This is a genomic window from Pseudoalteromonas sp. J010, assembly GCF_003934235.1.
Lineage (GTDB): Bacteria > Pseudomonadota > Gammaproteobacteria > Enterobacterales > Alteromonadaceae > Pseudoalteromonas > Pseudoalteromonas peptidolytica.
The window spans coordinates 68,504-95,217 of sequence record NZ_RDBW01000016.1; the positions used below are offsets into that span (position 1 = coordinate 68,504).

General features: G+C 43.4%; 23 protein-coding genes. 14 read left to right on the forward strand and 9 right to left on the reverse strand.

Going from position 1 to position 26,714, the window contains the following annotated elements; translation table 11 throughout:
• Positions 1–107: 107 nt before the first annotated feature.
• A complete protein-coding gene (metJ, locus tag EAG18_RS10310) occupies positions 108–428 on the forward strand; it encodes a met regulon transcriptional regulator MetJ (protein ID WP_010368921.1) in 321 nt (106 codons plus the stop codon).
• Positions 429–802: 374 nt separating this feature from the next.
• Here the strand turns inward: metJ and EAG18_RS10315 are convergent, their stop codons facing one another.
• Both EAG18_RS10315 and rpmE read right to left on the reverse strand, forming a co-directional pair.
• Positions 803–2,044: a malic enzyme-like NAD(P)-binding protein gene (locus EAG18_RS10315; protein WP_125252319.1), complete on the reverse strand. Its 1,242-nt coding sequence runs from the start codon at positions 2,042–2,044 to the stop codon at positions 803–805.
• 748 nt (positions 2,045–2,792) lie between these two features.
• Positions 2,793–3,008: a 50S ribosomal protein L31 gene (gene rpmE / locus EAG18_RS10320; RefSeq protein WP_010607053.1), complete on the reverse strand. Its 216-nt coding sequence runs from the start codon at positions 3,006–3,008 to the stop codon at positions 2,793–2,795.
• Between the two features lie 214 nt (positions 3,009–3,222).
• Between rpmE and priA the strand changes: the two genes are divergently transcribed.
• From priA to EAG18_RS10350, 6 genes are all read left to right on the forward strand, one after another.
• A complete protein-coding gene (gene priA / locus EAG18_RS10325; RefSeq protein ID WP_125252300.1) occupies positions 3,223–5,394 on the forward strand; it encodes a primosomal protein N' in 2,172 nt (723 codons plus the stop codon).
• A 13-nt stretch (positions 5,395–5,407) separates the two neighbouring features.
• Positions 5,408–5,938, forward strand: coding sequence for an SPOR domain-containing protein (locus tag EAG18_RS10330; protein ID WP_125252301.1), 531 nt, complete (start codon positions 5,408–5,410; stop codon positions 5,936–5,938).
• Between the two features lie 70 nt (positions 5,939–6,008).
• Positions 6,009–6,527: an ATP-dependent protease subunit HslV gene (hslV, locus tag EAG18_RS10335; RefSeq protein ID WP_125252302.1), complete on the forward strand. Its 519-nt coding sequence runs from the start codon at positions 6,009–6,011 to the stop codon at positions 6,525–6,527.
• An 11-nt stretch (positions 6,528–6,538) separates the two neighbouring features.
• Entirely contained in the window at positions 6,539–7,867 is a 1,329-nt protein-coding gene (gene hslU, locus EAG18_RS10340) for an HslU--HslV peptidase ATPase subunit (protein WP_125252303.1), read from the forward strand.
• A gap of 445 nt (positions 7,868–8,312) precedes the next feature.
• Positions 8,313–8,687: a gamma-butyrobetaine hydroxylase-like domain-containing protein gene (locus tag EAG18_RS10345; protein WP_125252320.1), complete on the forward strand. Its 375-nt coding sequence runs from the start codon at positions 8,313–8,315 to the stop codon at positions 8,685–8,687.
• Between the two features lie 232 nt (positions 8,688–8,919).
• Positions 8,920–9,186 (forward strand): hypothetical protein, encoded by a 267-nt coding sequence (locus tag EAG18_RS10350; RefSeq protein WP_125252304.1) that lies wholly within the window; start codon positions 8,920–8,922, stop codon positions 9,184–9,186.
• Here the strand turns inward: EAG18_RS10350 and EAG18_RS10355 are convergent.
• The 3 genes from EAG18_RS10355 to EAG18_RS10365 all read right to left on the reverse strand — a co-directional run bounded on the left by EAG18_RS10355 (position 9,154) and on the right by EAG18_RS10365 (position 12,710).
• On the reverse strand, positions 9,154–11,034 hold the full coding sequence (locus EAG18_RS10355; protein ID WP_125252305.1) for a methyl-accepting chemotaxis protein: 1,881 nt from the start codon (positions 11,032–11,034) through the stop codon (positions 9,154–9,156). The genes EAG18_RS10350 and EAG18_RS10355 overlap by 33 nt on opposite strands.
• 105 nt (positions 11,035–11,139) lie before the next feature.
• Positions 11,140–12,192 carry an MJ1255/VC2487 family glycosyltransferase gene (locus EAG18_RS10360; protein WP_125252306.1) on the reverse strand — a complete coding sequence of 351 codons (1,053 nt, stop codon included), beginning with the start codon at positions 12,190–12,192 and terminating at the stop codon, positions 11,140–11,142.
• Positions 12,189–12,710: a phosphatase PAP2 family protein gene (locus tag EAG18_RS10365; RefSeq protein ID WP_125252321.1), complete on the reverse strand. Its 522-nt coding sequence runs from the start codon at positions 12,708–12,710 to the stop codon at positions 12,189–12,191. Before EAG18_RS10365 ends, EAG18_RS10360 begins: the two co-directional genes overlap by 4 nt.
• A 161-nt stretch (positions 12,711–12,871) precedes the next feature.
• Here EAG18_RS10365 and rraA point away from each other — a divergent pair, with 161 nt between their 5' ends.
• A complete protein-coding gene (gene rraA, locus EAG18_RS10370) occupies positions 12,872–13,375 on the forward strand; it encodes a ribonuclease E activity regulator RraA (RefSeq protein WP_125252307.1) in 504 nt (167 codons plus the stop codon).
• Positions 13,376–13,393: 18 nt separating this feature from the next.
• Positions 13,394–14,443 carry a formimidoylglutamase gene (locus EAG18_RS10375; protein WP_125252308.1) on the forward strand — a complete coding sequence of 350 codons (1,050 nt, stop codon included), beginning with the start codon at positions 13,394–13,396 and terminating at the stop codon, positions 14,441–14,443.
• 30 nt (positions 14,444–14,473) lie between these two features.
• On the opposite strand, the gene EAG18_RS10380 is transcribed toward EAG18_RS10375, so the two are convergent.
• Both EAG18_RS10380 and hutI read right to left on the reverse strand, forming a co-directional pair.
• A complete protein-coding gene (locus tag EAG18_RS10380) occupies positions 14,474–16,252 on the reverse strand; it encodes a GGDEF domain-containing phosphodiesterase (protein WP_125252309.1) in 1,779 nt (592 codons plus the stop codon).
• 24 nt (positions 16,253–16,276) lie between these two features.
• Positions 16,277–17,500: an imidazolonepropionase gene (gene hutI, locus EAG18_RS10385; RefSeq protein WP_125252310.1), complete on the reverse strand. Its 1,224-nt coding sequence runs from the start codon at positions 17,498–17,500 to the stop codon at positions 16,277–16,279.
• Positions 17,501–17,672: 172 nt separating this feature from the next.
• Between hutI and hutC the strand changes: the two genes are divergently transcribed.
• The 3 genes from hutC (at position 17,673) to hutH (ending at position 21,775) form a co-directional block, all read left to right on the forward strand.
• On the forward strand, positions 17,673–18,389 hold the full coding sequence (hutC, locus tag EAG18_RS10390) for a histidine utilization repressor (RefSeq protein ID WP_125252311.1): 717 nt from the start codon (positions 17,673–17,675) through the stop codon (positions 18,387–18,389).
• Between the two features lie 162 nt (positions 18,390–18,551).
• Positions 18,552–20,231, forward strand: a complete 1,680-nt coding sequence (gene hutU, locus EAG18_RS10395) for a urocanate hydratase (RefSeq protein ID WP_125252312.1) — start codon at positions 18,552–18,554, stop codon at positions 20,229–20,231.
• Positions 20,232–20,233: 2 nt separating this feature from the next.
• The gene (gene hutH / locus EAG18_RS10400; RefSeq protein WP_125252313.1) at positions 20,234–21,775 is read left to right on the forward strand and encodes a histidine ammonia-lyase; all 1,542 of its coding nucleotides are present in this window, start codon (positions 20,234–20,236) and stop codon (positions 21,773–21,775) included.
• A gap of 2 nt (positions 21,776–21,777) precedes the next feature.
• Here the strand turns inward: hutH and EAG18_RS10405 are convergent, their stop codons facing one another.
• Positions 21,778–22,557, reverse strand: coding sequence for an NADP-binding protein (locus EAG18_RS10405; RefSeq protein ID WP_125252314.1), 780 nt, complete (start codon positions 22,555–22,557; stop codon positions 21,778–21,780).
• A 127-nt stretch (positions 22,558–22,684) separates the two neighbouring features.
• On the opposite strand from EAG18_RS10405, the gene EAG18_RS10410 reads away from it, so the two are divergent.
• Both EAG18_RS10410 and hemN read left to right on the forward strand, forming a co-directional pair.
• Positions 22,685–24,715 (forward strand): methyl-accepting chemotaxis protein, encoded by a 2,031-nt coding sequence (locus EAG18_RS10410; RefSeq protein ID WP_125252315.1) that lies wholly within the window; start codon positions 22,685–22,687, stop codon positions 24,713–24,715.
• Positions 24,716–24,825: 110 nt separating this feature from the next.
• Positions 24,826–26,196, forward strand: a complete 1,371-nt coding sequence (gene hemN, locus EAG18_RS10415) for an oxygen-independent coproporphyrinogen III oxidase (protein ID WP_125252316.1) — start codon at positions 24,826–24,828, stop codon at positions 26,194–26,196.
• Between the two features lie 300 nt (positions 26,197–26,496).
• Here hemN and EAG18_RS22350 read toward each other — a convergent pair.
• On the reverse strand, positions 26,497–26,714 hold a 218-nt coding region (locus tag EAG18_RS22350; protein WP_275557267.1), incomplete at its 5' end, for a hypothetical protein.

Sequence of the window (26,714 nt, forward strand, 5' to 3'; positions counted from 1 at the left end):
CTTATCTTTACTCTTTAAAGATTTCCCTGCTCCACATGCTTAGCTGAACAATATCAATCAGAACCCAGTCATATTGGCATTGATGTAACTGAGGCAAGTACACAATTATGGCAAAATGGAATGGTGAGTATATTCACCCATATGCAGAACACGGTAAAAAAGCAGAGCAAGTAAAAAAAATCACAGTGAGTATCCCTTTGAACGTGCTCAAAGTACTTACTGATGAACGTACGCGTCGTCAAGTAAATAACTTGCGCCATGCAACAAACAGCGAGCTATTATGTGAAGCCTTTTTACATGCTTTCACGGGTCAACCACTTCCAAGTGATGAGGACCTGAGAAAAGACAACCCAGAACGTATTCCGTTAGAAGTAAGACAAATAATGGAAGAGCGTGGTTTAGAGATCCCTGAAATAAACGAAGAATAATACCAATTTTCTTAATTAAGTGGTTTATTTTGAGGCGAGAAAATCTTGTCGATAACTAGGCAAAAATTTTGCTATTTAGTTGTTCTAAATGAGAAATTTTTAACGCTGTTAGCGTCAGATTTACTCCTTCAAATTGAGCAAGTATTAAGTCAAATTGGTATAATATCGACTCTTCATTTTTCACGGAAATAAAGACACAAAAAAGCCTCAATCGAGGCTTTTTTCATACTTATAGCTGGAATCGCTACAAGCAGTTATTTCTTAATACAAGGCAAATTTGTGCGTCAATAGCTGGCCTATTACAAACAAATTTACCGCAGAAGTAAGGGATAACAACGGCTAGAGAGAAAATTATTATCCCAGTTTAGGTTATTTTATTCCATATAACCCAAGGGCATCTCGATTTGCGCTACGCCAGATTCAACCGCAGCAGTAGCCACCGCTTTTGCTATTCGAGGTAACAAGCGAGGATCCATCGGTTTAGGGATAATGTATTGCGGACCAAACTCAAGGCTGTCGACATCAGCTGCTTTTAACACCTCTGCAGGTACTGGCTCTTTTGCAATACTTCTAATAGCCTCAACTGCCGCAATCTTCATTTCGTCATTGATAGCTGTAGCACGTACATCTAGTGCACCACGGAAGATGAACGGAAAACATAGCACATTGTTCACTTGGTTTGGATAATCAGAACGACCTGTTGCCATAATCAAATCATCACGAGCACCATGTGCAACATCAGGGCTGATCTCAGGATCTGGGTTCGAACATGCAAATACAACTGGCTTATCAGCCATTAATTTTAAATCTTCAGCAGATAGAAGATCTGGGCCTGAAACGCCAACAAATACGTCAGCCTCTGCAATCACATCCTGTAACGTGCGCTTATCCGTATTATTTGCAAACAGCTCTTTGTATTCGTTAAGATCGTCACGACGAGTATGGATCACGCCTTTTCTGTCTAGCATATAAATATGCTCTCTTTGTGCACCACATTTTATAAGTAGCTCCATACACGCTATTGCAGCGGCACCTGCTCCTAAACACACGATGATCGCATCATGAATATCTTTACCTTGGATCTCAAGTGCATTGAGCATACCAGCCGCAGTCACAATTGCAGTACCGTGTTGATCATCATGGAAAACGGGTATATCACAGCGTTCAATAAGCGCGCGCTCAATTTCAAAGCACTCTGGCGCTTTGATATCTTCAAGGTTAATCCCGCCAAAAGTATCTGCAATATTCGCTACTGTATTGATGAAGTCTTCAGTGGTGTTATGTTTAACTTCGATATCAATCGAGTCCAGTCCAGCAAAGCGTTTAAATAACAGAGCCTTACCTTCCATAACTGGTTTCGAAGCCAAAGGACCTAAATTACCTAGTCCTAAAATAGCAGTACCATTACTGATCACAGCTACCATGTTCCCTTTACCTGTATAACGATAGGCATTCGCAGGATCTGCCGCGATTTCACGTACTGGCTCGGCAACACCAGGGCTGTATGCGAGTGCTAGGTCTTTTACGGTCTCGGCAGGCTTAGTCAGCTCTACGCTGATTTTACCTGGAACGGGCTTCTCGTGATAATCTAGAGCTTGTTGACGAAAATCTGTMATGGCGCGATATTTTCCTACGAAGTTAATGTGAGAGTGTGCTAAACATTCGCATTCTGAGTGTCGGTTGCATCCATATTTACAACCACAAACAGTGCGATTAACTATATGAGCGACGACATAAAAGTACTCAAAAGCACAGTGCTTTAAGCAGATGTCAATAGGACATATAGGTAATCGACCGTCATCACACAATACCGAGTTTTCTTCATTATTCAAGTAAAATCAGGTCTATCCACTTACACGGTATTTATTCGTATTTTCTTCGACGTTCTCTTCAATTTTAAGAAAAATTTCACAATTTAGACCTGCAAAAGTAAGCAAGTAAGTGGTTAAAGACAAGTCAAAGTGATGAAAAATAGCACTAGCGTAAAATACCATGACTAAAGAGCAATATTTATAATTATTACTAAATTTAACTGCACAATTGAGACATTTAGAAGCACAAAGTACGATTTATTACTGTGAAGTATAGTGTCTAGTAATATAATTAAATATATTCGTTTTCTGCCTAGGCACAACTTAAGCTCATTAATAGCCAATATTAACATGCGAAATAGAGCTATTACTCTATTCTAGGTTACAGTAAAGATTTGCTGCCAAATCAGTTGATTTTAAGATTTAAAAGGCGGGAGTGTACCAAACACAAGCAATCAAACACTGCCTATTTGTATACATTATTATAATTGCTATTGAACCGTAGGCACAAAAAAAGCACCCTAGGGTGCTTTTTTCGACTAGACCAACAAGATTACTTCTTGCTGCTAAGTGCACCGAAACGCTTGTTGAAGCGATCAACACGGCCACCTGTATCAAGGATCTTCTGCTTACCTGTGTAGAACGGGTGACACGCAGAACATACGTCTAGGTGAATATCTTTACAAAGCGTTGAACGAGTTTCGAACTTGTTACCGCAAGAGCACGATGCTGTGATCGTCTCGTAATTAGGGTGAATACCTTCTTTCATAGCAACCTCTAGTTAAGGCCGTATCGCTCTCCAAACCCGAAGTCTGGCACCATACGTAGTTATACAAAATTGTGGAGGCGTATTTTAGTGGTTAACTGGACAATCTACAAGCAATATTTCAGAGTTTTTTATCGTCATTGCTGGGGCTGTTTTCCAATACCATAATCTTAGGTATATACTTCGAGCCTGCGCTCACTTTATGGGATTGAAATATATGCTCATTCTTGAAGTAGCTTTGAAGCTACCATTACACCGCACATTCGATTATTTGCTACCAGCAACGATGCACGTTGTAACTGGGATGAGAGTAACGGTTAATTTTTCTAACCGTCGCTGTACTGCTATCGCACTCAATATAAAAGAGCGCACTGATGTGCCACAAGAGAAACTTAAACAGGTTATCGCAGTACTCGACGAACAGCCTGTTTTAAATCAGGCACAATTACATTTTTTGCATTTTGTCTCACAGTACTATTGCCATCCGATTGGTGATACATTATTCACAGCACTCCCTGCCGTGTTAAGAGATGGTGGCCACCCAGATAAAACCCAGATCCCTGTGGTAAGGTTAACGGAAAAAGGGCAAACACTCCCCACACTACGCGCCAAAAAACAACAAGCTTTGCTTTCTCAGTTATATGAAGGTGGCGCAATAAAGTTAAGCGAACTCAAGGCGCTTGGGTTTGCGAGTCAAACCATCAAAGCGCTCGAGGCCAAAGCACTAATAGTACAGTCTATTGAACATGACAGCGACTGGGCACAAAACGAATTGCACCTAGGTGACAAGCCACGCCTAAACGATCAACAGGCTACCATTTGCAGTGCAATTAATGCACAAGTTGGCTACCGGACTTTCTTAATAGAAGGGGTAACGGGCAGCGGGAAAACCGAAGTGTATTTGCAAAGTCTTGAAAATATACTCAAGGCTCGAAAACAAGCGCTGGTATTGGTCCCAGAAATTGGCCTCACACCGCAAACCGTTAACCGTTTTAAGAAGCGTTTTACTGATCTTCCTATCGATCTATGGCACTCCAATTTAACCGATAACGAACGTCTACATACGTGGCGACGCGCCGAAAAGGGATTAAGCGCATTGGTAATCGGCACTCGTTCAGCCATTTTCTTACCGTTTAAGAGTCTTGGTATGATCATCGTTGATGAAGAACATGACAACTCTTTTAAACAACAAGAAGGTCTTCGTTACCACGCAAGAGATCTCGCTGCATTTCGTGCTCACCAAATAAACTGCCCTCTGCTTTTAGGAACAGCAACGCCCGCATTGGAAACGCTACACAAAGCCATTAATAACAAATATCAATTGGTGACGCTAAGTAAACGCGCACAAACTCAACATGATAACCAGTTTCACCTAGTCGATATGAAAGGCCAACCAGAGCAAGGCGGGTTTTCACCAATGAGTTTACATTGGATAGAAAAAACACTTAACCGCGCAAAGCAAGTGATGGTGTTTTTAAATCGACGCGGCTTCGCCCCAACATTAATGTGTCATGAGTGTGGATGGCTTAACACCTGCAAACACTGCTCCACCAGCGCCACATATCATAAAAATATGAATCGTTTGGTATGTCATCACTGCGGTGAACAAGATTTTGTGCCAAGGCAATGCCCTGACTGTGGTAGTACTCAAATTATGCCTACTGGGCTAGGTACTGAGCAGCTAGAAGGCTTTTTAACCGAACGCTTTGCGGATATTCCCGTCACTCGGATTGATCGCGATTCTACACGCCGAAAAGGTAGCCTTGAAAGTGCACTAGAAGACATAAACCAAGGAGGGGCACGTATATTAGTTGGCACGCAAATGCTAGCCAAAGGGCACCACTTTGCCGATGTCAGCCTTGTCGTGATCTTAGATGTAGATTCTGGTTTGTATTCTTGTGATTTCAGAGCGACTGAGCAGATGGCTCAATTAATTACGCAAGTTGCGGGACGTGCAGGTCGAGCCGGTGAAGCAGGAACCGTGCTACTACAAACCCATTTTCCAGAGCACCCACTATTACAAGATTTAATCAACAATGGTTACGGTGACTTTGCAAGATATGCACTAAAAGAGCGTGAAGAAGCCATGCTCCCTCCTTTTGCACACCTGGCTATCATTCGTGCCGAAGCTACCAACATCAACACTGTGTTGCAGTTTTTATCAGATTTGGTTCCAGCTACCCCCTATCCTGGTATACAATTGCTAGGTCCAATTCCTGCGCCGCTTGAAAGAATTGCAGGAAAGTTCAGGTATCAGTTACATATACACGCACAACAACGCACTGTGCTTCGCAACTATCTTTCGCAACTTGCGCGCTATATTTCAACGCACGAGTCTGCAAACCGAGTTCGCTGGAGCATAGATGTGGATCCAATGGATAGCTATTAGAAACCAATGACTCATGGCACAGCACGATTACATCAATAAAAAACCCAAAGGGAAAGGCAAAACAAAACCCGAGAAAACCACAAAATTTCCTGTTGTAGCAACTATCGCTGCATTACTGTTAATTGGTGGTTTTGCTTATGGTCTATGGTTTATCAAGACCAATGCGGATCCTAAAGAAGTAGAGCAAGCTAAAAATCCACACCCTGCTCAAGAGCAAACCGTGGTTAAACCAAAACCGCGCCCACCTGAGTTCATCGAAGAAATCAAAAATCATGAAATCACGGTAGAAGTCAAAGAAATCGAAAGTAAAGGCCCCTATCAAATGCAATGCGGGTCATTTAAGACCCACGCTCAAGCTGAAGCAATGAAGGCTAAAGTGGCATTTGCGGGTCTAATCGCTGAGATCCGCCGTACAGAAGGCAGCAATGGTGTGTGGTATCGCGTTCGTTTAGGGCCTTATGATACTAAGCGTTTGGCTGAAAGTGACAAAAACAAGCTACAGCGAGTCGGGATATTTGGCTGTGGGATTTGGGGCTGGACTTGATTTTTATCAGTCTACCCATATTTCTTACTAATCTTGAGTTACACGGGTACAAACCCGGATAAGGATTACTATGACTACCATCGTTAGCGTTCGTCGAGATGACAAAGTGGTTATCGGCGGTGATGGCCAAGTTTCACTTGGTAACACAGTTATGAAGGGCAACGCGCGTAAAGTACGCCGCCTATACAATGGTAAGGTACTGGCTGGTTTCGCTGGCGGTACAGCAGACGCATTTACATTATTTGAACGCTTTGAAGCTAAGCTTGAGATGCACCAAGGCCATCTCACCAAAGCAGCCGTTGAAATGGCAAAAGATTGGCGCACAGATAGAGCGCTGAGAAAGCTTGAAGCTTTGCTTGCAGTAGCCGATGAAACCGCCTCACTTATCATCACTGGTAACGGTGATGTTGTCCAGCCTGAGCATGACCTTATTGCTATCGGCAGTGGTGGTAATTTCGCACAAGCGGCAGCAACTGCACTAATTGAGAATACAGACTTGAGTGCGAAAGAGATCGTAGAAAAGAGCCTAAAGATTGCGGGCGACATCTGCGTATTTACTAATAATTTCCAAACTATCGAAGAATTGTAATAGGACTCGTCATGACAGCTATGACTCCAAGAGAGATTGTGCACGAGCTTGATCAACATATTATTGGTCAGGATAAAGCTAAAAAAGCCGTTGCGATTGCACTACGTAACCGCTGGCGTCGTATGCAGCTTGATGAAGAGTTGCGTGCAGAAGTTACACCAAAAAATATTCTGATGATTGGCCCAACCGGTGTTGGTAAGACTGAAATCGCCCGCCGTTTAGCAAAGCTGGCAAATGCACCATTTATTAAAGTCGAGGCCACCAAATTCACTGAAGTGGGCTATGTTGGTAAAGAAGTTGAAACCATCATTCGTGACTTAGTTGAAGTGTCTTTTAAACTGACCCGTGAACAGCAAACCAAAAAGTTTAAGTTCCGCGCAGAAGAAGCAGCAGAAGAGCGTATTTTAGATGCACTTTTACCACCTGCAAAAGATGCCTGGGGTGAGTCTCAACCAAATGAAAACTCATCGACACGTCAAGTATTTCGCAAAAAACTACGCGAAGGCCAGTTAGATGATAAAGAGATTGAGATAGACATCGCTGAAACGGCTCCTCACGTTGAAATTATGTCACCTCCTGGTATGGAAGAGATGACCAATCAGCTACAGAGCATGTTCCAAAATATGTCAGGTGATAAGAAAAAGAGCCGCAAGCTAAAAATCAAAGAAGCACTTAAGCTACTAATTGAAGAAGAAGCTGCAAAGCTGGTTAATCCAGAGGAACTTAAAGAGCAAGCTATTGAATCGGTTGAACAAAACGGTATCGTGTTTATTGATGAAATCGATAAGATTTGTAAGCGCGGAGAGTCTTCAGGGCCTGATGTTAGCCGTGAAGGTGTACAGCGTGACTTGCTACCACTTATCGAAGGTTCTACGGTTAATACAAAGCACGGTATGGTAAAAACTGACCATATTTTGTTTATCGCATCAGGCGCTTTCCAAATGGCTAAGCCGTCGGACTTAATCCCTGAACTACAAGGCCGTTTACCCATTCGCGTTGAGCTAGAAGCGCTTACTGCTGGTGACTTCAAACGTATTCTAACTGAGCCAAATGCTTCTCTTACAGAGCAGCAACAGGCACTACTTAAAACTGAAGACGTTACTATCGACTTTACCGATGATGCCATCACCAAACTGGCTGAAGCTGCATATCAGGTCAACGAGAAAACTGAAAATATCGGTGCGCGTCGCCTTCACACTGTGATGGAAAAGCTGATGGAAGAGATTTCATTCGATGCCAGTGAAAAGGCCGGTGACACCTTAACGATTGATGCTGCTTATGTTGAACAACATTTAGATATGCTTGTTCAAGACGAAGATCTAAGCCGCTTCATCTTGTAAAAGAAAGTCAAAAAGGCGGAGCAAAGCTCCGCTTTTTTATGAATAAAGACAAGTTAAGTTATACCGATTATCTTAATTGATTGGCCTATTTTGAGGCGAGAAAATCTTCTCAATAACTAGGGAGAATTTCTCTATTTAGTCTGAGGCTTGGATAGGGAGTGTTTCAACTCATTGTTGCTAAAGCACAACTTAGTTTTTCCCTTGTCTAGCCAGAAAGTTTTAGGGAAAACACCGTTTCCGCGTCCTGCTCTCGCTAAGGTATCTACATCCTGTAGGCAAGGCATGGCTATTGGAAGTGAATTCAACGCAGTTAGCGTCAGATTTACGCCTTCAAATTAAACAAGTATTAAGTAAATTGGTAGCAGCTATTTTGGTTCAGGAATGGCTGTATAATGCACTACCCTTCATATTGCTTGAAGAGTTAATTTCATTGGTATGGAACAGTATGTATCAGGTAACTAAACTTCACTATCACACGCTAAGCAAAGTACTCGACGTTTATTTTGAGGACGGCAGCTACTACTGCCTAAAAGCCGAATACTTACGAACACATTCCCCATCTGCAGAAGTTCAAGGGCACACTCCTGCACAAAAACAGTTGGTACTAAACAAACAAAGTGTGAGCATCAAAGCGATTGAACCCATTGGCCATTATGCCRCACGGCTTATTTTTGATGATGGTCATGAATCAGGGCTCTTTAGTTGGCAATACCTACATACCATAGCCACACAACACGATAAATTATGGCAGGAATACTTGGATGCGGTAGAAAAGCATCACGCCAAAAAGGACAGCGTACCTATCAAGTTTGTGCCTTAATCAAACTTCCATAACAATGCCTGCAGCTCATGGTACTGAGTAAAGTCTTCTGAAATACAATGTACGTCTCCATATTTTGATTACAGACGTATACAACTTCTTGCTTTACCCTAGCATATTGCCTCGCAATATCTGAAAATGTAATTAACCTGAGGTTTGGATAAGGAATGCTCTAGCTCTTTGTTGTTAAAGTACAGCTTAACTTACCACCTTGTGTAGCTAGAGAGTTTTAGTGGAAACACCGCTTCCGCGTCCTGCTCTCGCTATGGTACCTCATCCTGTAGACAAGGCGAATTTACACACCAGTTTATGGCTATTGGAAGTGAGCTCAACGCAGTTAACGCTAAAACTGGCTGCTAAAAAGGCATTAATTATCCGCAGCTCAGGTTATACCTTAGAGTCAAAAACAAAAATCCCCACTATCAATAAGTGGGGACTTGGTATAAATAAGCTGTGGTTTCAGCGTTTATACTGTGTACTTCGCAACCGCCTCATGTAACACGCGCGCTTGCTCTGCCACTTCTTCACTACTTTGTGCATTAGAATGTGCATGCTCAGAAGCGCTCTGTGCAATATCTCTAATTTTAACGACATTCTTATTCACTTCAGAAGCAACTTGATTTTGTTCATCAATAGCAGTGGCGATATGCGTACTCATTTCCATGATCGTTTGCACATCTTGCGTGATCATACTAAGTAGCTCGCCGGCCTTTTCAGCTTGAGAAACACTCTCATTACCCTGTTCACGGCACTGATCCATGATGTTAACTACCTCTCGTGTGCGCTGCTGCAACGTGGAGATAATACTTTCAATCTCTTGTGTTGAATCTTGGGTACGCTGAGCAAGAGAGCGAACTTCATCTGCAACAACCGCAAAGCCTCGACCCTGCTCTCCAGCTCGCGCAGCCTCAATGGCAGCATTGAGTGCAAGTAAATTAGTTTGTTCGGCAATACCACGAATAACATCCAGTACTGAGCCAATAGTCTCACCATCACGCTCAAGTTGAGCAACAACGCTTGAAGCCCCCCCGAGTGACTCAGATAACTGCATAATATGCTCAATTGTAGCAGTCACTTCACGACGGCCTTGCTGGGCATTTTCGTTTGTGGTTTCTGCTTTATGTGCAGCCTCACCTGTATTATGAGAGATATCTTGAATTGTCGCTTGCATTTCAGTTGCTGCGGTTGCCACCATATCAGCTTCATGAAGTTGCTCAGACATACCAGCGCTGGTCTGTGCCGTCGTCTCGGTGAGGTGATTGGTGGCTTCATTTATTGTCGCCAACGCACCGTTTACATCCGCGATTAAATGTCTAAAGTCCGTTATTAAGCTATTGAAGTCTCGCGTCATAATTGTGATTTCATCGTTACCACTTTGCTCGATCTGCAAACTTAAATTATTATCACGACGGATCCGCTCAATCGTCTGATACACCCGTTCAACTGGTTGAATGATGGAGCGGCTGGTTGAAAGCACCAATGTCATTACAATGATACTGGCAACTATAAACACACCTATCGCAACCATTTGTGTTTGATCGACGTTTTCCTTAATCGCGCTTTTGGCTTGCTCCACCACAGCATTCACAATCGCATCGCTTCTCTCAACGATTGCCTTCATCTTCCCTAATGCCCCACTATCCAGATCTAAACCAAGCCTTTCTTGAGCTGCGACTAAACCTGCAAATTTAACTTGATAAGTATTAAGGAGAGTAAGTAGCTGAGATTGATATTGCGAGCTAAAGCCAGCTGCACGGATCTCTTTAGCAAACTGGGTGACTAGGTCATTAAATCGTGTCAAATATTTCGTGTCGAGGCGAAGCATAAAGTCTTTTTCGGCTCTGCGAAGTTGCAGCATAGTCGCAAGCAACTGATAATTTTGCTGCTCTTTTAGCAAAGTTTCGACTTCATGCACTGCTCCCCTAAGCTCGCCATATAGCGCATCTTTTGGGTGCAAACCTATCGTTCTTTGAAGCTCTACAACCTTTTGAAAGTCGGTAAAGTAACTTTTCGTAATCGCCTCAAGCTGATTGGTTTCACTTAAATCAATACCAAACTCAGTAAAAGTAGTTTGAAGTAAATCAAGTTTTGTCTGTAGTAGGCGATATTCTGCCTCAAACTTTTCTAGCGCTTCTTCCTCTTTGTAAAACAGGAAGTTTTTCTCATGCTTACGCATTGCTAATTCATGAATTTCGAGCTCTTCTGCATATTGAATTGACTCATTCAATTTGAGCATAGTTCGAGCTTCGAACATGATCATAAATAACATTACGATTAAGGCCATCCCTACCACTAATGCATTCAATTGCAAACGACGTCTGATAGTTAGATTTTCTAATACCGCCATTGGCTTACCTACAATATGAAATGATCACAGACAGTATAGTTGAAGCCGAAACGGATTACCTCATTCTAATTAGTTATTCTGGGCTGATATTACAAAATAATATATTCAAGCCACCTTTTTAAACATTAAATTAACATCCCGCCATAAATGCTGATGTAGCGATGCGACGTCATGCCATTGTCCTTTTACCAACCACTCAACTAGGTAGTGAGGATCTGATGGAAAGAAAATCGAATGCTCCATTGATGAGTTCAGCCATTCTTCCAAGGCGCCAGCATTTAAATAATTCATCACTTGCGCCAACCCAAGCGAGGCTAAAGTCTGGGCATTATTTTGTTGTTCAAACTGCCCTTCTAGCGGTTTTAATAATAGTTTTTTGCCTAACTTTAACGCTTCACTTGAAAGTTCAAATCCGGCATTCGCAATCACGCCGCTGGTATTTTTTAAGTCTTGAATAAACCCCGCTCTACTTGGCTTTCTAAGGTGAATATGCTGCCGTGAGCTATTTTGGGCTTCTGGGTGATAACAATAAAACTCTTTGTCAGGGAAGTCTTTTAGCAATTCAATCACACTTTCAAGCGCTTCAAATGGAAGGTAAACTAGTACTTTATTGGCGATTGATGCACATTGCTCTTGCTCTGCTTCGTACGGAATGAAGGGAGGAATAATGTGCTTATCAAAAGGCTGCCAATGTACTCCTAAATGGATATCAGCAGGTGCAAAATAGCGGATCAACGCGCGGTGCCAAGGTTGAATAGCGAATTGTGGCACCGCACTATATAGATAAGAAGCTTGATGACTCATCGCAAGAACAGGTACTTTTGCCATTTTTCCAGCCCAAGCACTCACTGGCTCAAAGTCATTAAAAATGAGGTCATACCCTGACACATCAAGCTGCTTAACATCACGAATAAACTCTCCAAATTTAAGCGATTGCAATGTTTTTAAACGATTCAGTTGGCCATGCTCAGTCACAAACGATAAACCACGACAGCTACGGTATTCTCCAAAGTCATGCATATCGAAATAGTTTTTCGACGGGCGACCGGTAAAAAAGTAGTCCACTGACACACCCATGYCGCGAAAGCAATTCGCCATCACCCGTGCTCGAGTGGTATGGCCATTACCTGTTCCTTGAACACCATATAGTATTTTCATAAACTTCCTAACATCAAAATCGCTACACTTGCACATGCAATGCCCATTATGGCACCAAGTACGACATCAAGCGGGTAATGCACGCCAACAATCACTCGTGACAAAGACACTCCGGTTGCCCATATCATTAACGGAAAAGTAGCCAGAGGAAGATGTTCTATTAGACAAGTCGCATATAGCCAAGCACCTGCACTGTGCCCTGATGGCAAGCTAAACTTATCGCTTGGTGTGAGTAATGCTTTTACTGCATAGCAATCACAGGGACGCAGTCGAGCAAAGCGATTTTTAAAATAAAAGTAAAGCGGTCTTTCTATTACAAAAGCCACCATTACCGTTAGCGCAAACTGCTGACCCAGTGGCTCTAAAAAGAGCGCACATGCAATTGCCACCAACACATACAGCCCACCATTACCACTTTTCGATAAGCCTAATGCTATTAACCTAAACCAATTTCTCGGTTTTGGGCAAAACACCACAAAATAAAGTGCAGTGTCTAACTCTGCTAATTTTGCCTTCATTACTTGAGTCACGCTTAATTGCTCACAATATCAGCATAGAAGAGCAAAATAACAAATCGGTGACACTTTTAAGACACAAATATGTAAGTTGAATCAAAGCATTGCTAAGCACAAGTATGAGAGTATACTGGGTAATGATAATCAATATTCGAGGATCCAATATGGAATACAGCACTTCTGATCTTTGCGACCACTTTGCCGATGTGGTGGACGTGCTAGAGCCTATGTTCATCAACTTTGGCGGCCAAATATCATTTTGTGGTCGAATCACTACCGTCAAATGTTTTGAGAATAACGAGCAAATCCAAGATGTGCTGCAACAAGATGGCACAGGTCGCGTTTTACTCGTTGACGGTGGCGGTTCTACCAGACGCGCCTTAATTGATATTGATTTAGCAGAGCTCGCTGTTGAGAATAATTGGCAAGGTATTATTGTCTATGGTGCTGTTCGCCATGTCGATGAATTAGAAGAGAGCGATATTGGCATTCAAGCGATCGCATCTATTCCAGTGGCAGCAGACAGTAGTGGCAGTGGTGAAGTCGGGATCCCTGTAAACTTTGCAGGTGTTTCGTTTTATGAAGATGACTTCGTCTATGCCGACTCGACAGGCATCATCATCTCAGCAGAAGAGCTGGTCTTAGAAGACGAAAACGAAGTAGATTAAACATCAAAAGAATAAGTCATGAATACTGCAGTTCGTATATATGATGAAAACCATATCTCACAATTTGTAAAAGCCAGAGCTGGGGAAACGCGCCTTTGGCAAAATATCAGCTTTTTACAATGTGAGCATGATTATGCAGCATCACTAAAAGATGCTGCACAATTTGGGATCCGCTACGTATTGCTCGGTATTCCCGAAGACATTGGCCCTCGAGCTAATTGCGGTTTAGGTGGCGCGGCACTTGGCTGGCAGGCGTTCCTCCAACGTTTTCTCAACCAACCTAATAACCAATTTCTTGGTGGCGATAAAATTCTTCTACTCGGTGAAGTGAACATAGAAGAAATACAAGCAGCCTCTTGCGAGTTAAGTAATCAAGATACTGAACAGCTAGATAGATTAAGACAGTTGTGCTCAGAGGTCGACAAGCAAGTGATTAGCGCACTGACTCCGATTTTTGCAGCCGGTTTGGAGCCTATAATCATAGGTGGTGGCCACAACAACGCTTATGGTATTTTACAGGCATATCACGGTGCAACTCAACAAGCGGCGTGCGCTATTAACTTTGATCCTCACGCCGATTTTAGAGCATGTGAGGGAAGACATAGCGGAAATGGCTTTAACTATGCGTACCAAGCAGGCAGTTTATCTAGTTATCATGTTATCGGCTTGCATGAGCATAAAAATAATCAAACGATTTTGGAGCAGTTAGGTAAAGCTGGGTTTGGTTTTTCGAGCTATCAAGCAATAAAAACACGGCGAACTTTGAGCTTGCCTGAGGCGCTAGACAAAGCACTCGCACAACTTCCTCATCATGCCCCTCTGGGTGTCGAGTTAGATGTCGATGCAATTATTGAAATGCCAGCTAGTGCACTTACTTATCAAGGCTTTACTTGTGATGATGCAGAGTATTTTGTCTACCGTTTAGCTCAGCATCCGAATACAAAGTACGTCCACCTCTGTGAAGCAGCACCGGCCCAGCATCCACTTGGAGAGCGTACTGGGTTGGCGCATTGTGGCCAAGTGTTAACTAGTCTTGCTAACGCCTACATCAGCACGCGACACACGTAATACCAATTAGCTGAAGCAAGTAAATTGGTATTACAGGTTTTGCTTCAGCCAACTAATCAATACATTACTATTTTGTGGTCTAGAAAAGTAAAAACCTTGAGCTGCGATTGTTCCGATGCTCTTAACAAACTCTAGCTGCCCCGTAGATTCAACCCCCTCACCGATGACTAAACAGTCTTTTTCTTGGTGCATTTCAACAATTCCCTTTACCAAAGACTTTGTATGTCCCATCGACTCAGGCTCCTGCGTCATGCTTCGAGAGAGTTTCACATAATCAAATCGTAATGCGGGTACCTTAGCCAAAACAAGCGGAGCATCCCCGAAACTATCAACACACATTTTTACACCAAGGCTTTTCAACCTACTGATCATCGCAATCTCTTGCTCATTTAACTCAGCCAGCATATTCGCTGGGCATTCAATAATAATAGCCCCCGGACTTAACTGATGATGTAGCAAGGTATAATCAATAAATTCGATAAAGCTTTCACTTAACAGCTCAGCACCGAAAACGTTAATGCTGATCGGTACAGCGATCCCTTCCATCTTGAGCGCCAATGCTATCTCACATGCTCGCTCCAATACATATTGAGCGACAGGAATGGCAAGCCCGACTAAACGAATATCATCAATAAACTCATGTGCACTTAAGATCCCTTGTTTGGGATGTTGCCAGCGCAGTAACAACTCAACAAACTCGATCCCATTATCTTCATGGCGAATAACTGGATGAAAATAAAGCTCAAACTCAGATCTAAAATTGATCTTAGCAAGCTCCGATAACCTAACTTGTTGCTCAAGGCGATGGATCTGCATGCGTTGTTGATAAGGCACTACCTGTTGAAGGCTTTGTTGGTGGGTTGCAATTTGGGAATCGAGTGCCAAAAATACACAGGAGATCAAATTCTCTAATTGACCCATTTCCTCATCACAATTGACATAGCTTGCTCTCATTGTGATTTCTAAAGTACAACTACCAACATTAAATGGCTTTAAGGTGCTGTTTGCGATTTCTTCGATAAGCTGCTCGTGTAAATGATTGCCGTGTTGCAAAGAGCATACAAACGCAAAGTTGAGACCGCCCAAATGTGCCATTTTAGCCGTTTCATTACCATGAGTGATCGCCATCACGTCGCCGGACTGCAAACATTGAGCAACACGGTTCGCTGACTGAGCTAAAAGCAGATCGCCAAACTCACGACCTAAGTGAAAGTTAACCTGTTCAAAGCCCATCAGTCGCACCAGTACAAGCATGCAAGAATGGCCGTTCGTTTGCCTGTATTCATTAAACGCACGCTTAAAACTTTGTCTTCCTGGCAACCCTAAGCTTTCATGCTCAATGTCATCGCTATCCTCTTCCTCCCGACTTAGCATCTCTGTTTGTTGATATGTCTGATAAATCAGCAGCAAAATGTACATAACAACAATAGCAATAGCACTATATTGAGCAGCACTAACCCACACATATTCAGACACAACCCATGAAATTAGCGCAATGATAGCTGTCATACTAATTAATAACATGCCGCTTCTGTGAGTTTGTAAGCCTTCGAATAAATATAAGAGCAATACCAAAGTCAGCAGGTATAAAAGGATGGCGTCACCAGTCAGTGCCAGTGACACAGCAACAATCGCACTAGTCACATGCGCGACTTTTAGCGTTGCGCTGGAGCGCGTGAGTAATAGAGCAAGTGCTCCCATTAGTACTGCGCCAACGATCCCCGCCGTCAATGGCGTAATGAGTAGCACGATTCCTTCAGACAGCAATATTTCTGTGACACTGCCATTTGCTGTTGAAATTGAGAGCATAATTAACTGCTTATAAAAGTTTCATTACTGACTAAGTTTACCCAAGATCCACAAATTTGACAGGTCAGCTATGCCAAATTGATAACTTAACTGAGCAGGGTGAGTAATATTCCATAACGCTAAATCTGCACGCATACCAACCCTTAAAATACCGCGGTCTTTAAGACCCAGTGCTTTGGCTGCATTTCTCGTCACACCACAGAGGGATTCTTCTGGCGTCATTCTAAACAAGGTACAGGCCATATTTAGCATTAACCTAAGTGAACAAAGTGGTGCAGTCCCTGGGTTAAAATCACTGGCTATTGCCATAGCCACTTGATGTTTTCTGAGTAATTCAATCGGGGGCTTTTGTGTTTCTCTCAAGAAATAAAAAGCGCCGGGCAGCAACACAGCTGTCACGTCACCTTTCGCCATCGCCTTAACCCCCGCTTCATCCAGATACTCAATATGATCAGCAGATAACCCTTTAAAGTCGGCAACCAGTTCACTCCCATGCTGATTAGATAGCTGCTCGGCATGACATTTTATTTTTAGTCCCAGAGCTTGTGCTCGTTCAAAAACTTGTTTGGTTTGCTGATATGAAAACCCAACATTCTCGCAAAATACATCCACAGCAGTTGCCAATTGACGCTCCGCAACTAAAGGCAACATCGCATCGCATACTAAATCAATATAAGCTTGGCTATTATCTTTATATTCCGGCGGTAGCGCATGCGCACCTAAAAATGTGCTATGGACATCAATTGGGTGGTGATCATTCAGTAGTTGAWTGATTTCCAATAATTTCAGTTCATTATCAACATCAAGACCGTAGCCAGATTTACTCTCAACTGTGGTCACTCCTTCTCTTAAAAGGCTGTTGAGACGGTCTTTGCCATTTACAAATAAGGACTCTCTATCGGCTAAACGTGTTGCTTTGACTGTGCTTGCGATCCCTCCACCTTGCGCTGCAATCTCCTGATAGGATGCGCCAAGTAACCTTTGTTCAAATTCGTTGGCTCGAGATCCTGAGAATAAAATATGCGTATGGCAGTCGATTAACCCAGGTGTTAACCATTGGCCATTCGCTTTGTGAATGGGCGTCGCTAGCGCATCGATTTCAGGCAGTGATGAACGAGGGCCAAGCCAGCTGATTTTACCGTCCTTGATAGCTATAGCCGCGTTTTCTATTGCTCCATAAGGGTTATCAAGGGCGGGATCCATGGTTGCGAGGTTAACATCAATAATCAATAAATCAGCTTCTAACATTATCGTTTTCCTATCTAAACCTGAATACTCTGAGGTGAAACAGTCCGCAATTGCTCAAATTAGAGAAGTGTAGAGACCATAAATTTATGCCTTGAGTCTAACAGGCAAACTTGTATATACAAGATAAATGTGCCATCTTTATTTACATAAATACTAACTCGAGATAACAACAGTGGCCGATCTTCCAAAGTTTGCGTTGATAAAACAGTATATTATCGACAACATTCGTTCAGCTCGTTGGCACGAGAACGACCGGGTTCCCTCGGAGAATGAATTAGCGGATCAGTTTACAGTGAGTAGAATGACTGCAAGGCGTGCACTAAGCGAGCTCACTGAAGCTGGAATTTTAACTCGTAGCCAAGGGTTAGGTACTTTTGTAGCAAGCTTTAAATCTCAGTCTTCCCTATTGGAGATCCGAAACATTGCTGATGAGGTGAATGCACGTAATGGTAAGTACACCTGTACAGTATTAACGCTAGAATTAATTGCAGCCGTTGCACCTATTGCTATCGCTCTTGGTGTTGAAGCTGATGCACCTGTGTATAGAAGCGTTATCGTTCATAATGAAAATGAGCAACCGCTGCAAGTTGAAGAGCGCTTTGTAAATCCGCTGTCAGCGCCTGAATACCTTGACCAAAACTTTGAACAGATCACACCACATGAGTATTTATCTCACGTTGCACCGCTGACTGAAGCAAGGCATACGGTGGAAGCCATTATGCCAYCACAAGAAGTTTGCCAATGGCTTGGACTGTATAATGAGGAACCCTGTCTGCAAATGATCCGCAGAACCTGGTCAGCAAAAGGGATTGTCAGCTTTGCACGCCTCATTTCACCGGGCAGTAAATACCGACTAGGTGGGCACCTCACCTTTAAACAGAAACAATAAATACAATACGCCGTGGCTAAAGCGCTACGGCAACATCATCAACACACATAATAACGCGCTTATTATGTAAAAAAATAAGCACACAACCTAACGAAGCGAAGTTCAACTATGCTTTCCACTAGACTTCTCACTTAGGTTGTATATACAACAGGAGAGAGCAGAATGAGTGAAAACCCAAGATTAGATCCAAATCGCGAGATCCGCGCACCGCGGGGAACAGAGATCACCGCAAAGAGCTGGCTTACCGAAGCCGCAAAGCGAATGTTGATGAACAACCTTGACCCTGAAGTGGCTGAGCACCCTAATGCACTGGTGGTTTATGGTGGTATTGGTCGTGCCGCTCGCGACTGGGCATGTTTTGATAAAATCGTTGAAACGTTAGACCGCTTAGAAGAAGATGAGACCTTACTGGTGCAATCAGGTAAACCGGTCGGCGTATTCAAAACTCACAGTAATGCGCCTCGTGTCTTAATTGCTAACTCAAATTTAGTACCACATTGGGCGAACTGGGATCACTTCAACGAGCTGGATAAAAAAGGTCTGATGATGTATGGCCAAATGACCGCAGGCTCTTGGATCTATATTGGCTCACAAGGTATTGTACAGGGCACATACGAGACTTTTGTCGCGATGGCAAAACAACACTTCAATGGTGAAGCAAAAGGCAAGTGGATCCTAACCGGTGGCCTTGGCGGCATGGGCGGCGCGCAGCCGCTGGCAGCAACAATGGCTGGTTTTAGCGCCCTCGTTGTTGAATGTGATGAGTCACGAATTGATTTTCGTCTTAACACACGCTACGTCGACCGAAAGGCAACCACACTTGATGAAGCGTTAGCTATCATTAATGAAGCTAAGGCTTCTGGGCAACCAGTATCCGTTGGTCTGTTGGGCAATGCTGCGGATGTTTATGCTGAGTTGGTTGAGCGCAACATCACACCTGATGTGGTAACTGATCAAACGTCTGCGCACGACCCACTAAACGGCTACTTACCGCAAGAGTGGACTATGGCTCAGGCAGCTGCACTTCGTCAAAGCGATCCACAAATGGTTGTAAAAGCGGCGAAACAATCTATGGCGGTGCAAGTGAAAGCCATGCTAACGCTGCAATCGCGCGGAGCTGCAACAACTGATTACGGGAATAATATTCGCCAAATGGCGCTAGAGGAAGGGGTCGATAACGCCTTTGATTTCCCGGGTTTTGTTCCAGCTTATATTCGCCCACTGTTTTGCCAAGGCATAGGCCCATTCCGCTGGGTTGCGTTATCTGGCGATCCTGAGGATATTTATAAAACAGACGCGAAGGTTAAAGCGCTTATTCCAGACGACCCACACCTTCACAATTGGTTAGACATGGCACGCGAGCGTATTCAATTCCAAGGTCTACCTGCTCGTATTTGCTGGGTTGGGCTAAAAGATAGAGCACGCCTTGCACGAGCATTCAATGAAATGGTCAAAAATGGGGAACTCAAAGCACCAATTGTTATTGGTCGTGATCATTTAGATTCTGGCTCTGTAGCGAGTCCAAATCGGGAGACCGAATCAATGATGGATGGCTCCGATGCAGTATCAGATTGGCCGTTACTCAATGCCCTGTTAAATACCGCAGGCGGTGCAACGTGGGTCTCACTGCATCACGGTGGTGGCGTTGGTATGGGCTTTAGCCAACATTCTGGCGTCGTAATTGTGGCGGATGGCACGGACGAAGCTGACGCTCGTTTATCTCGGGTACTATGGAACGATCCAGGTACCGGTGTGATGCGCCACGCAGATGCAGGGTATGACATTGCAAAAGACTGTGCAAAAGAGCAGAAACTTGATTTACCAATGCTGGAAGGAAAGTAAGCATGTACTCACTAAATTTACTCCCAGGCCAGTTGACGCTGAGTATTTTGCGCCAAATCAACCGACACCCTGTATCTTTAAGCCTTGATGAGTCAGCAAAAGCGGCCATTGAAAACAGTGCGGAAACTGTACAACAAGTGATTAAAGAAGGTCGCACTGTGTATGGGATCAATACCGGCTTTGGACTACTTGCTAACACAAAGATTGCTAAAGATGAGCTGGAGTTATTGCAGCGTTCTATTGTACTGTCGCATGCAGCTGGCATTGGCGAGCTGATGGACGATAGTACTGTCCGACTCATGATGGTGTTGAAGATCAACTCGCTATCTCGAGGGTTTTCTGGGATCCGCCTTAAAGTGATTGAGTTTTTGGCAGCCTTGTTGAATGCGCAAGTCTATCCATGCGTACCAAAGAAAGGTTCGGTCGGTGCATCTGGCGACCTTGCACCATTATCACATATGTGTTTACCGCTATTAGGGGAAGGCCAAGTACGTCACCAAGGCAAACTCATTGATGCCAAAGAAGGCTTAAGGATCGCTGGACTAGCACCACTTACATTAGCTGCCAAAGAAGGCCTTGCGCTATTAAATGGTACACAAGCATCCACTGCTTTTGCATTGCAAGGYCTGTTTAGAGCTGAGGATCTTTATGCCCAAAGCTGCGTAGTTGGTTCAATGAGTATAGAAGCGGCGATGGGAAGTCGCTCACCATTCGACGCACGTATCCATGAGGTTCGCGGTCAACAAGGTCAAATAGATACTGCATTTGCGTTTCGCGATATATTGCAAGCTCGCTCTGAAATCAGTGACGCCCATGTAGACTGTGAAAAAGTTCAAGACCCATATTGTTTACGCTGTCAACCACAAGTCCTTGGTGCTTGTTTAACTCAGATCCGCCAAGCAGCTGAGGTTATCCTTATTGAGTCGAATGGTGTTACTGATAACCCATTGGTCTTTGCAGATGCCGGTGACATTATCTCAGGCGGCAACTTCCACGCAGAGCCTATTGCTATGGCTGCTGATAACCTAGCGATCGCGATTGCTGAAATTGGTGCTTTAGCTGAGCGTCGTATAGCCCTGCTCATCGACTCAAGTTTATCAAAATTACCACCCTTCTTAGTTAACAATGGCGGTGTAAATTCTGGCTTTATGATTGCACAAGTCACCGCAGCCGCATTGGCCTCTGAAAACAAAACTCTCGCACACCCAGGCAGTGTTGACAGTCTGCCAACCTCAGCCAACCAAGAAGACCATGTTTCAATGGCCACATTTGCAGCAAGGCGTTTGCAAGACATGGCCGACAACACTCAAGGTGTGTTGGCAGTAGAATACCTAGCAGCCGCACAAGGGCTGGATTTTAGAGCGCCACTTAAACCATCGAATAAAGTAACAGAAGCCCACCATATTCTTCGTGAAGTGGTGACTTTCTATGATAAAGACCGCTATTTCGCGCCAGATATCGAAGCTGCAAATAATTTACTGGAGCAAGCAGCGCTGGCACACCTACTGCCAGCTCAGCTATTACCGTCAACTCCAGTTACATAATCTCAATAAATCGCATGACGATACTCAAAGCCGAGCTCAGTAATACGCTCGGCTTTTATAATGCGCTCCTGAGTTGCAGAGGATGCAAACGTCGGCTCTGGATTACCCAACTGTTTACAGTGGCGTTGGTAAAACGCTTTTCGTGTTGGATGAGACGGATAACAAATGTTATAGATATCTGCTGCTTCCTGCCAGTGAGCAACAATGCTAGTTATCGCCGCAACGACATCATCCCTATGTACCATATTGACTCGAGCATTTGCTGAGCTTGATAACGCTTTACCCGCAACAAACCTGCCAGGCTCTCGGTTTGGCCCTTGTAAACCAGCAAGGCGTGCAATCTTACCGCCACTATTTAGCACCCGCTCTTCAGCACCTCTAAGTATACTAACTCGTAAAGTTGACTTGTCAGCAAGTGCGCCTTGCTCATCATATTCCGCGTCAGCTGTGTCATAAACCCCAGTGCTAGAACAAAGCAAAAACCCTTTAGCAGACATTTTCTTGGCCAGAGATAAAGCCTGCTCTAAGGTGTTAAGGTAATTACTATCAACCTGTCTGGCTCTTGGCGGGATAGCACAGATCCAATAAGCATGTTCTAGGGTCACAGAGTGCTCAACTTGGCCTTGCTCCGTCAACACGAATTGTCTAGACCAAGGATGAGTATGATGTAATTGTGTTCTCGTCCCCTCAACTTGCCAACCTTGTAGCTGAGCGTGTTGACATATTGCCTCACCTAACCACCCTGCACCTAATACCACAACATTACGATTTAATACTTTCATCTTAATATAGCCTTACCCTTTGAGTTCACTTGTATTATCTATGTAAAACAAGTCAACGCAAACGGTAGCGTTCTGTTTTTATCTATGGTTTTATTATTGCTTGCATAAGCTAAAAATAAGAACTGTCATGCTCGAGAATTTATCCCTAAGAAAGAAAATATTGCTGTTGATCGGCGGCACTATTTCGATGTTGTTAATCATCGCATCAAGCTTTTTTGTAAATCATATCGCAACACTCTCAAGAGACGGGATTGAACGAGAAACACAAAGCTACATTCAGGCTGAAAAACTTGTCATGGAAGCATTTTTTGGTCAGTACGGCAAAGTCGTTGAAACCTTTGTCTCTACCCCACATAACATTCATTGGTTCGAGAATTACAAAACACGCGGTGCTGATCTTAGTCGCGATAAAGATTATCAAGAGGTTAACGAAGACTTAGTTCGGATAGCCCGTGGTGATGAAAATATTCTCTCGGCTTTCATCGCGTCTGCCAATACCGGTGAGTACTTTAAAGAAAACGACCGAACTTCAGCTTATTCTGATGGCAGACCTTACTACGCTTACAAGCGTCCTTGGTGGCAAGAAACATTAGATGTCGGTCAGTTGTATGTTGGCCCAATTGCCACAGATATAAACACAGGGGCTGTTTCAGCCGTGATCCGTCAACCTATTTATGGCAGTAATGGCAAATTAGTCGCTATGGGTGGTGTTGATCTGCAAATTAATAAATTAAATGACATGGTGGAGCAAATCCAGTTTCAAGGTAAGGGCTATGGCTTCTTACTCGATGGTGATTTAAAAGTGGTACATTTATCCGAGCGCACGGGGCATTCACTTTCAACAACAGACGAAGGTGCTAAGGGAAAAGAAGGACTAGATGGACTGGAGTCTCAATTTAATAATACCCATGGTTTTGCAGCTCTTAACAATGCAATAAAAAGTAACCCTGTAGGCTTTGCAAGTGTCACTTTCAAAGGACAGGAATATTATGTTGTATACGATAATGTAAAACTAGACAATCCACTTTTAGATTGGCATGTCGGCATCCTTATACCTGTTTCTTTAATTAACGAACCTGTCGACGAAGCGGTGATGGGTATCATCACCATTTTGATTGTTATTATAATGATTATTGTGGCCATGATTTTTATCGCTACACAGATGATCACAAGGCCGATTGTGGCGCTGACAGAAACCATGCGTGATATTGCATCTGGAGAAGGAGATCTAACAAGGCGCATCGACATTGCCAGTAAAGATGAAGTAGGCCAACTTGCCCATCATATGAATACCTTTATTGATAAGTTAAGAGCCATGATGCTGGATACCGCAGCACAAGCACAGCAACTAAGTAGCGCATCGGCACAACTACGTGAAGTATCAAACAACACAAATAGTGAAATTCAGCGTGAGAAAGAGCAAGTAGATAGCGTCAGTGCTGCGGTTACTGAAATGGCCGCAACCGTTACAGAGATCTCTCGCAACGCACAAGAAACAAATCAAGCTGCTGACGTCGTGCAACGTGTGACCAATGAGGGAGCAAGCCGCTCTTCACAAGCACAAGACGTAATGACTGAATTGGCACTACATATTGGTGAGGCAGCAAAAGTGGTAGCAGGTCTTGAGCAAGAAACCAGCAACATTGGTGCAGTGATAGATGTGATCAATGGTATTGCTGAGCAAACCAACTTACTAGCGCTAAATGCTGCAATAGAGGCAGCTCGTGCAGGTGAGCAAGGTAGAGGGTTTGCCGTTGTAGCAGATGAAGTAAGATCACTTGCAAGCCGTACACAAGAATCAACCGACGATATTCGTAATATGATCTCCCGCTTGCAGCAAATTGCGCAAAAAGCCTCTGTTATGATGCAACAAGGACAAGATCGTGCAGAAGGCACTGTTGAAGAAACTCAAGCAGTCCTTAACGCTTTAACAGAAATTACAGAATCAGTAAAAACAGTCCAAGATCAAAGTCATCAGATAGCTACATCAACTGAGCAACAAACGGTAGTGGCAGAAGATATAAATAACAGCCTTAATCAAATCAATGAGCTAGTTAATAGCACTGCCAACCACGCTAACGTATTGGCTGATGAGGCTCGAGATTTAAATGACTTGGCTAAAGCGCTTAACTCAACCGTTAATCAATTTAAGTTATAATCTATACGTTAAAGCATGCCGTAACCACGGCATGCTTTGATCTGAGGCAAACCCAAATCGGCTTGGACGCAGTACACTCTCGTCAATACTATAACTTGAGAGTGCGTATCGTGATTAATTTACCTATTTGGAATGACTCCCTTATCAGCAAGTATAATATCTCAGGTCCGAGATATACCTCCTATCCAACAGCGCTATCGCTAGAGACAGGCTATTCCCACAATGACTTGCAAACGGCAATAATGGGGTCAAACTCTCGAACGCTTTCCTTGTATATTCACATTCCTTTTTGTCATCAGCTCTGTTATTACTGTGGTTGTAATAAGATCATTACCCGCCATCAGTCAAAAGCCGATCTGTATCTTGATTATTTAGCCCAAGAGATTGCCGCAAAAGCACCTTTCTTTGAGCACTATACGGTAGAACAGCTACATCTAGGCGGCGGTACACCCACTTTCTTAACCGAACAGCAAATGACTCGGTTAGTCACCATGTTGAATAACGCCTTTACGTTTTCAGATGGTGCACAGCGTGGTATCGAAATAGACCCCAGATCCCTCGCACCGAACATGATGCGTCACCTACATCAGCTCGGATTTAATCGTGTGTCTTTCGGTGTACAAGATTTTAATGACGAAGTTCAAACAGCAGTAAATCGCCCACAACACCTTAATGAAGTGCTCGCTACGTTAACTGAGGCAAGAGAGCTTGGCTTTAAGTCTATCAACATGGACATGATCTACGGGTTACCATTTCAAACGGTAGAGAGCTATAAAAAAACGATTGAACAGCTTATCGCACTGTCTCCTGACAGAGTATCAGTGTTCAATTACGCCCATCTTCCTGATAGATTTGCAGCTCAGCGAAAACTAAAGGAAATCGATATGCCAAGTGCAAACGAAAAACTGGCTATCTTTAAACAAACGCTAGAGCAGATGACTACAGCAGGATACCAATTCATTGGTATGGATCACTTTGCTAAAAAAGACGATGAGCTGGCTATGGCGCAAAATGAAGGCCACCTTCACCGCAACTTTCAGGGCTATACAACCCATGGTGACTGCGACTTATTAGGCTTAGGTGTTTCTTCTATTTCACAAATTGGTCATATGATCTTGCAAAATGAGAAAGATTTAAAGCCTTACTACCAAGCTATTGAAGCTAAGCAATGCGCTATTAGCAAAGGTATCACATTAAGTGATGATGATGAAATTCGTGCTTCGGTGATAAAGCAGCTTATTTGTCATTTTGAATTAGATAAAGGGCAGTTCGAACAACGTTTTGATATTAATTTTGATGAATATTTTTCTCAAGCTCTCACCGCATTAGCGCCGCTAGCAGCAGATGGACTCGTGACGCTAACTAAACACACCATCAAAGTCACCAGTAGTGGAAACCTGTTTATCCGCATTATTTGTATGTGCTTTGACGCTTATTTACAAAGCCAAATTAAAACAACACGCTTCTCACGCGTAATTTAGCCCTTACCTTTCAAGTTACTTCATTTTAGCCATTCGGTATCAAAAATACCGAATGGTACTTACCTAATTAGCCAAAAATAACGCCACAGCTTTGCTCTTTTCTTCTCAATCTGAAATATTGATAATGAGTTTTTAACACCGTAGCATTCGACTTACGTCTGTAAATTAAGCAGCTATTAAAACAGGTAAATATTCATAGATTGATTGCTTTCATTGAGGTGAGTGCATGTAGTTAGTTTTTATTCTTTTTGTTTGAAGCCCGACAGCTCGGCGGGTAAACCGCCTCCTACCAGTGCTGCACTATGGTGGTGTCGTGGTGGGAGCGAGTTTACCTCGCGAGGTGTTGATTGCTTTGTGAGGTTTTCTTTTCAAATCCCACATAGCAAAAAACCCGTCGCATTGCTGCAACGGGTTTCTTTTATAAGGCCCTGACGATGTTCTACTTTCACATGGGAAGCCCACACTATCATCGACGCTGTTTTGTTTCACTTCTGAGTTCGGCATGGGGTCAGGTGGTT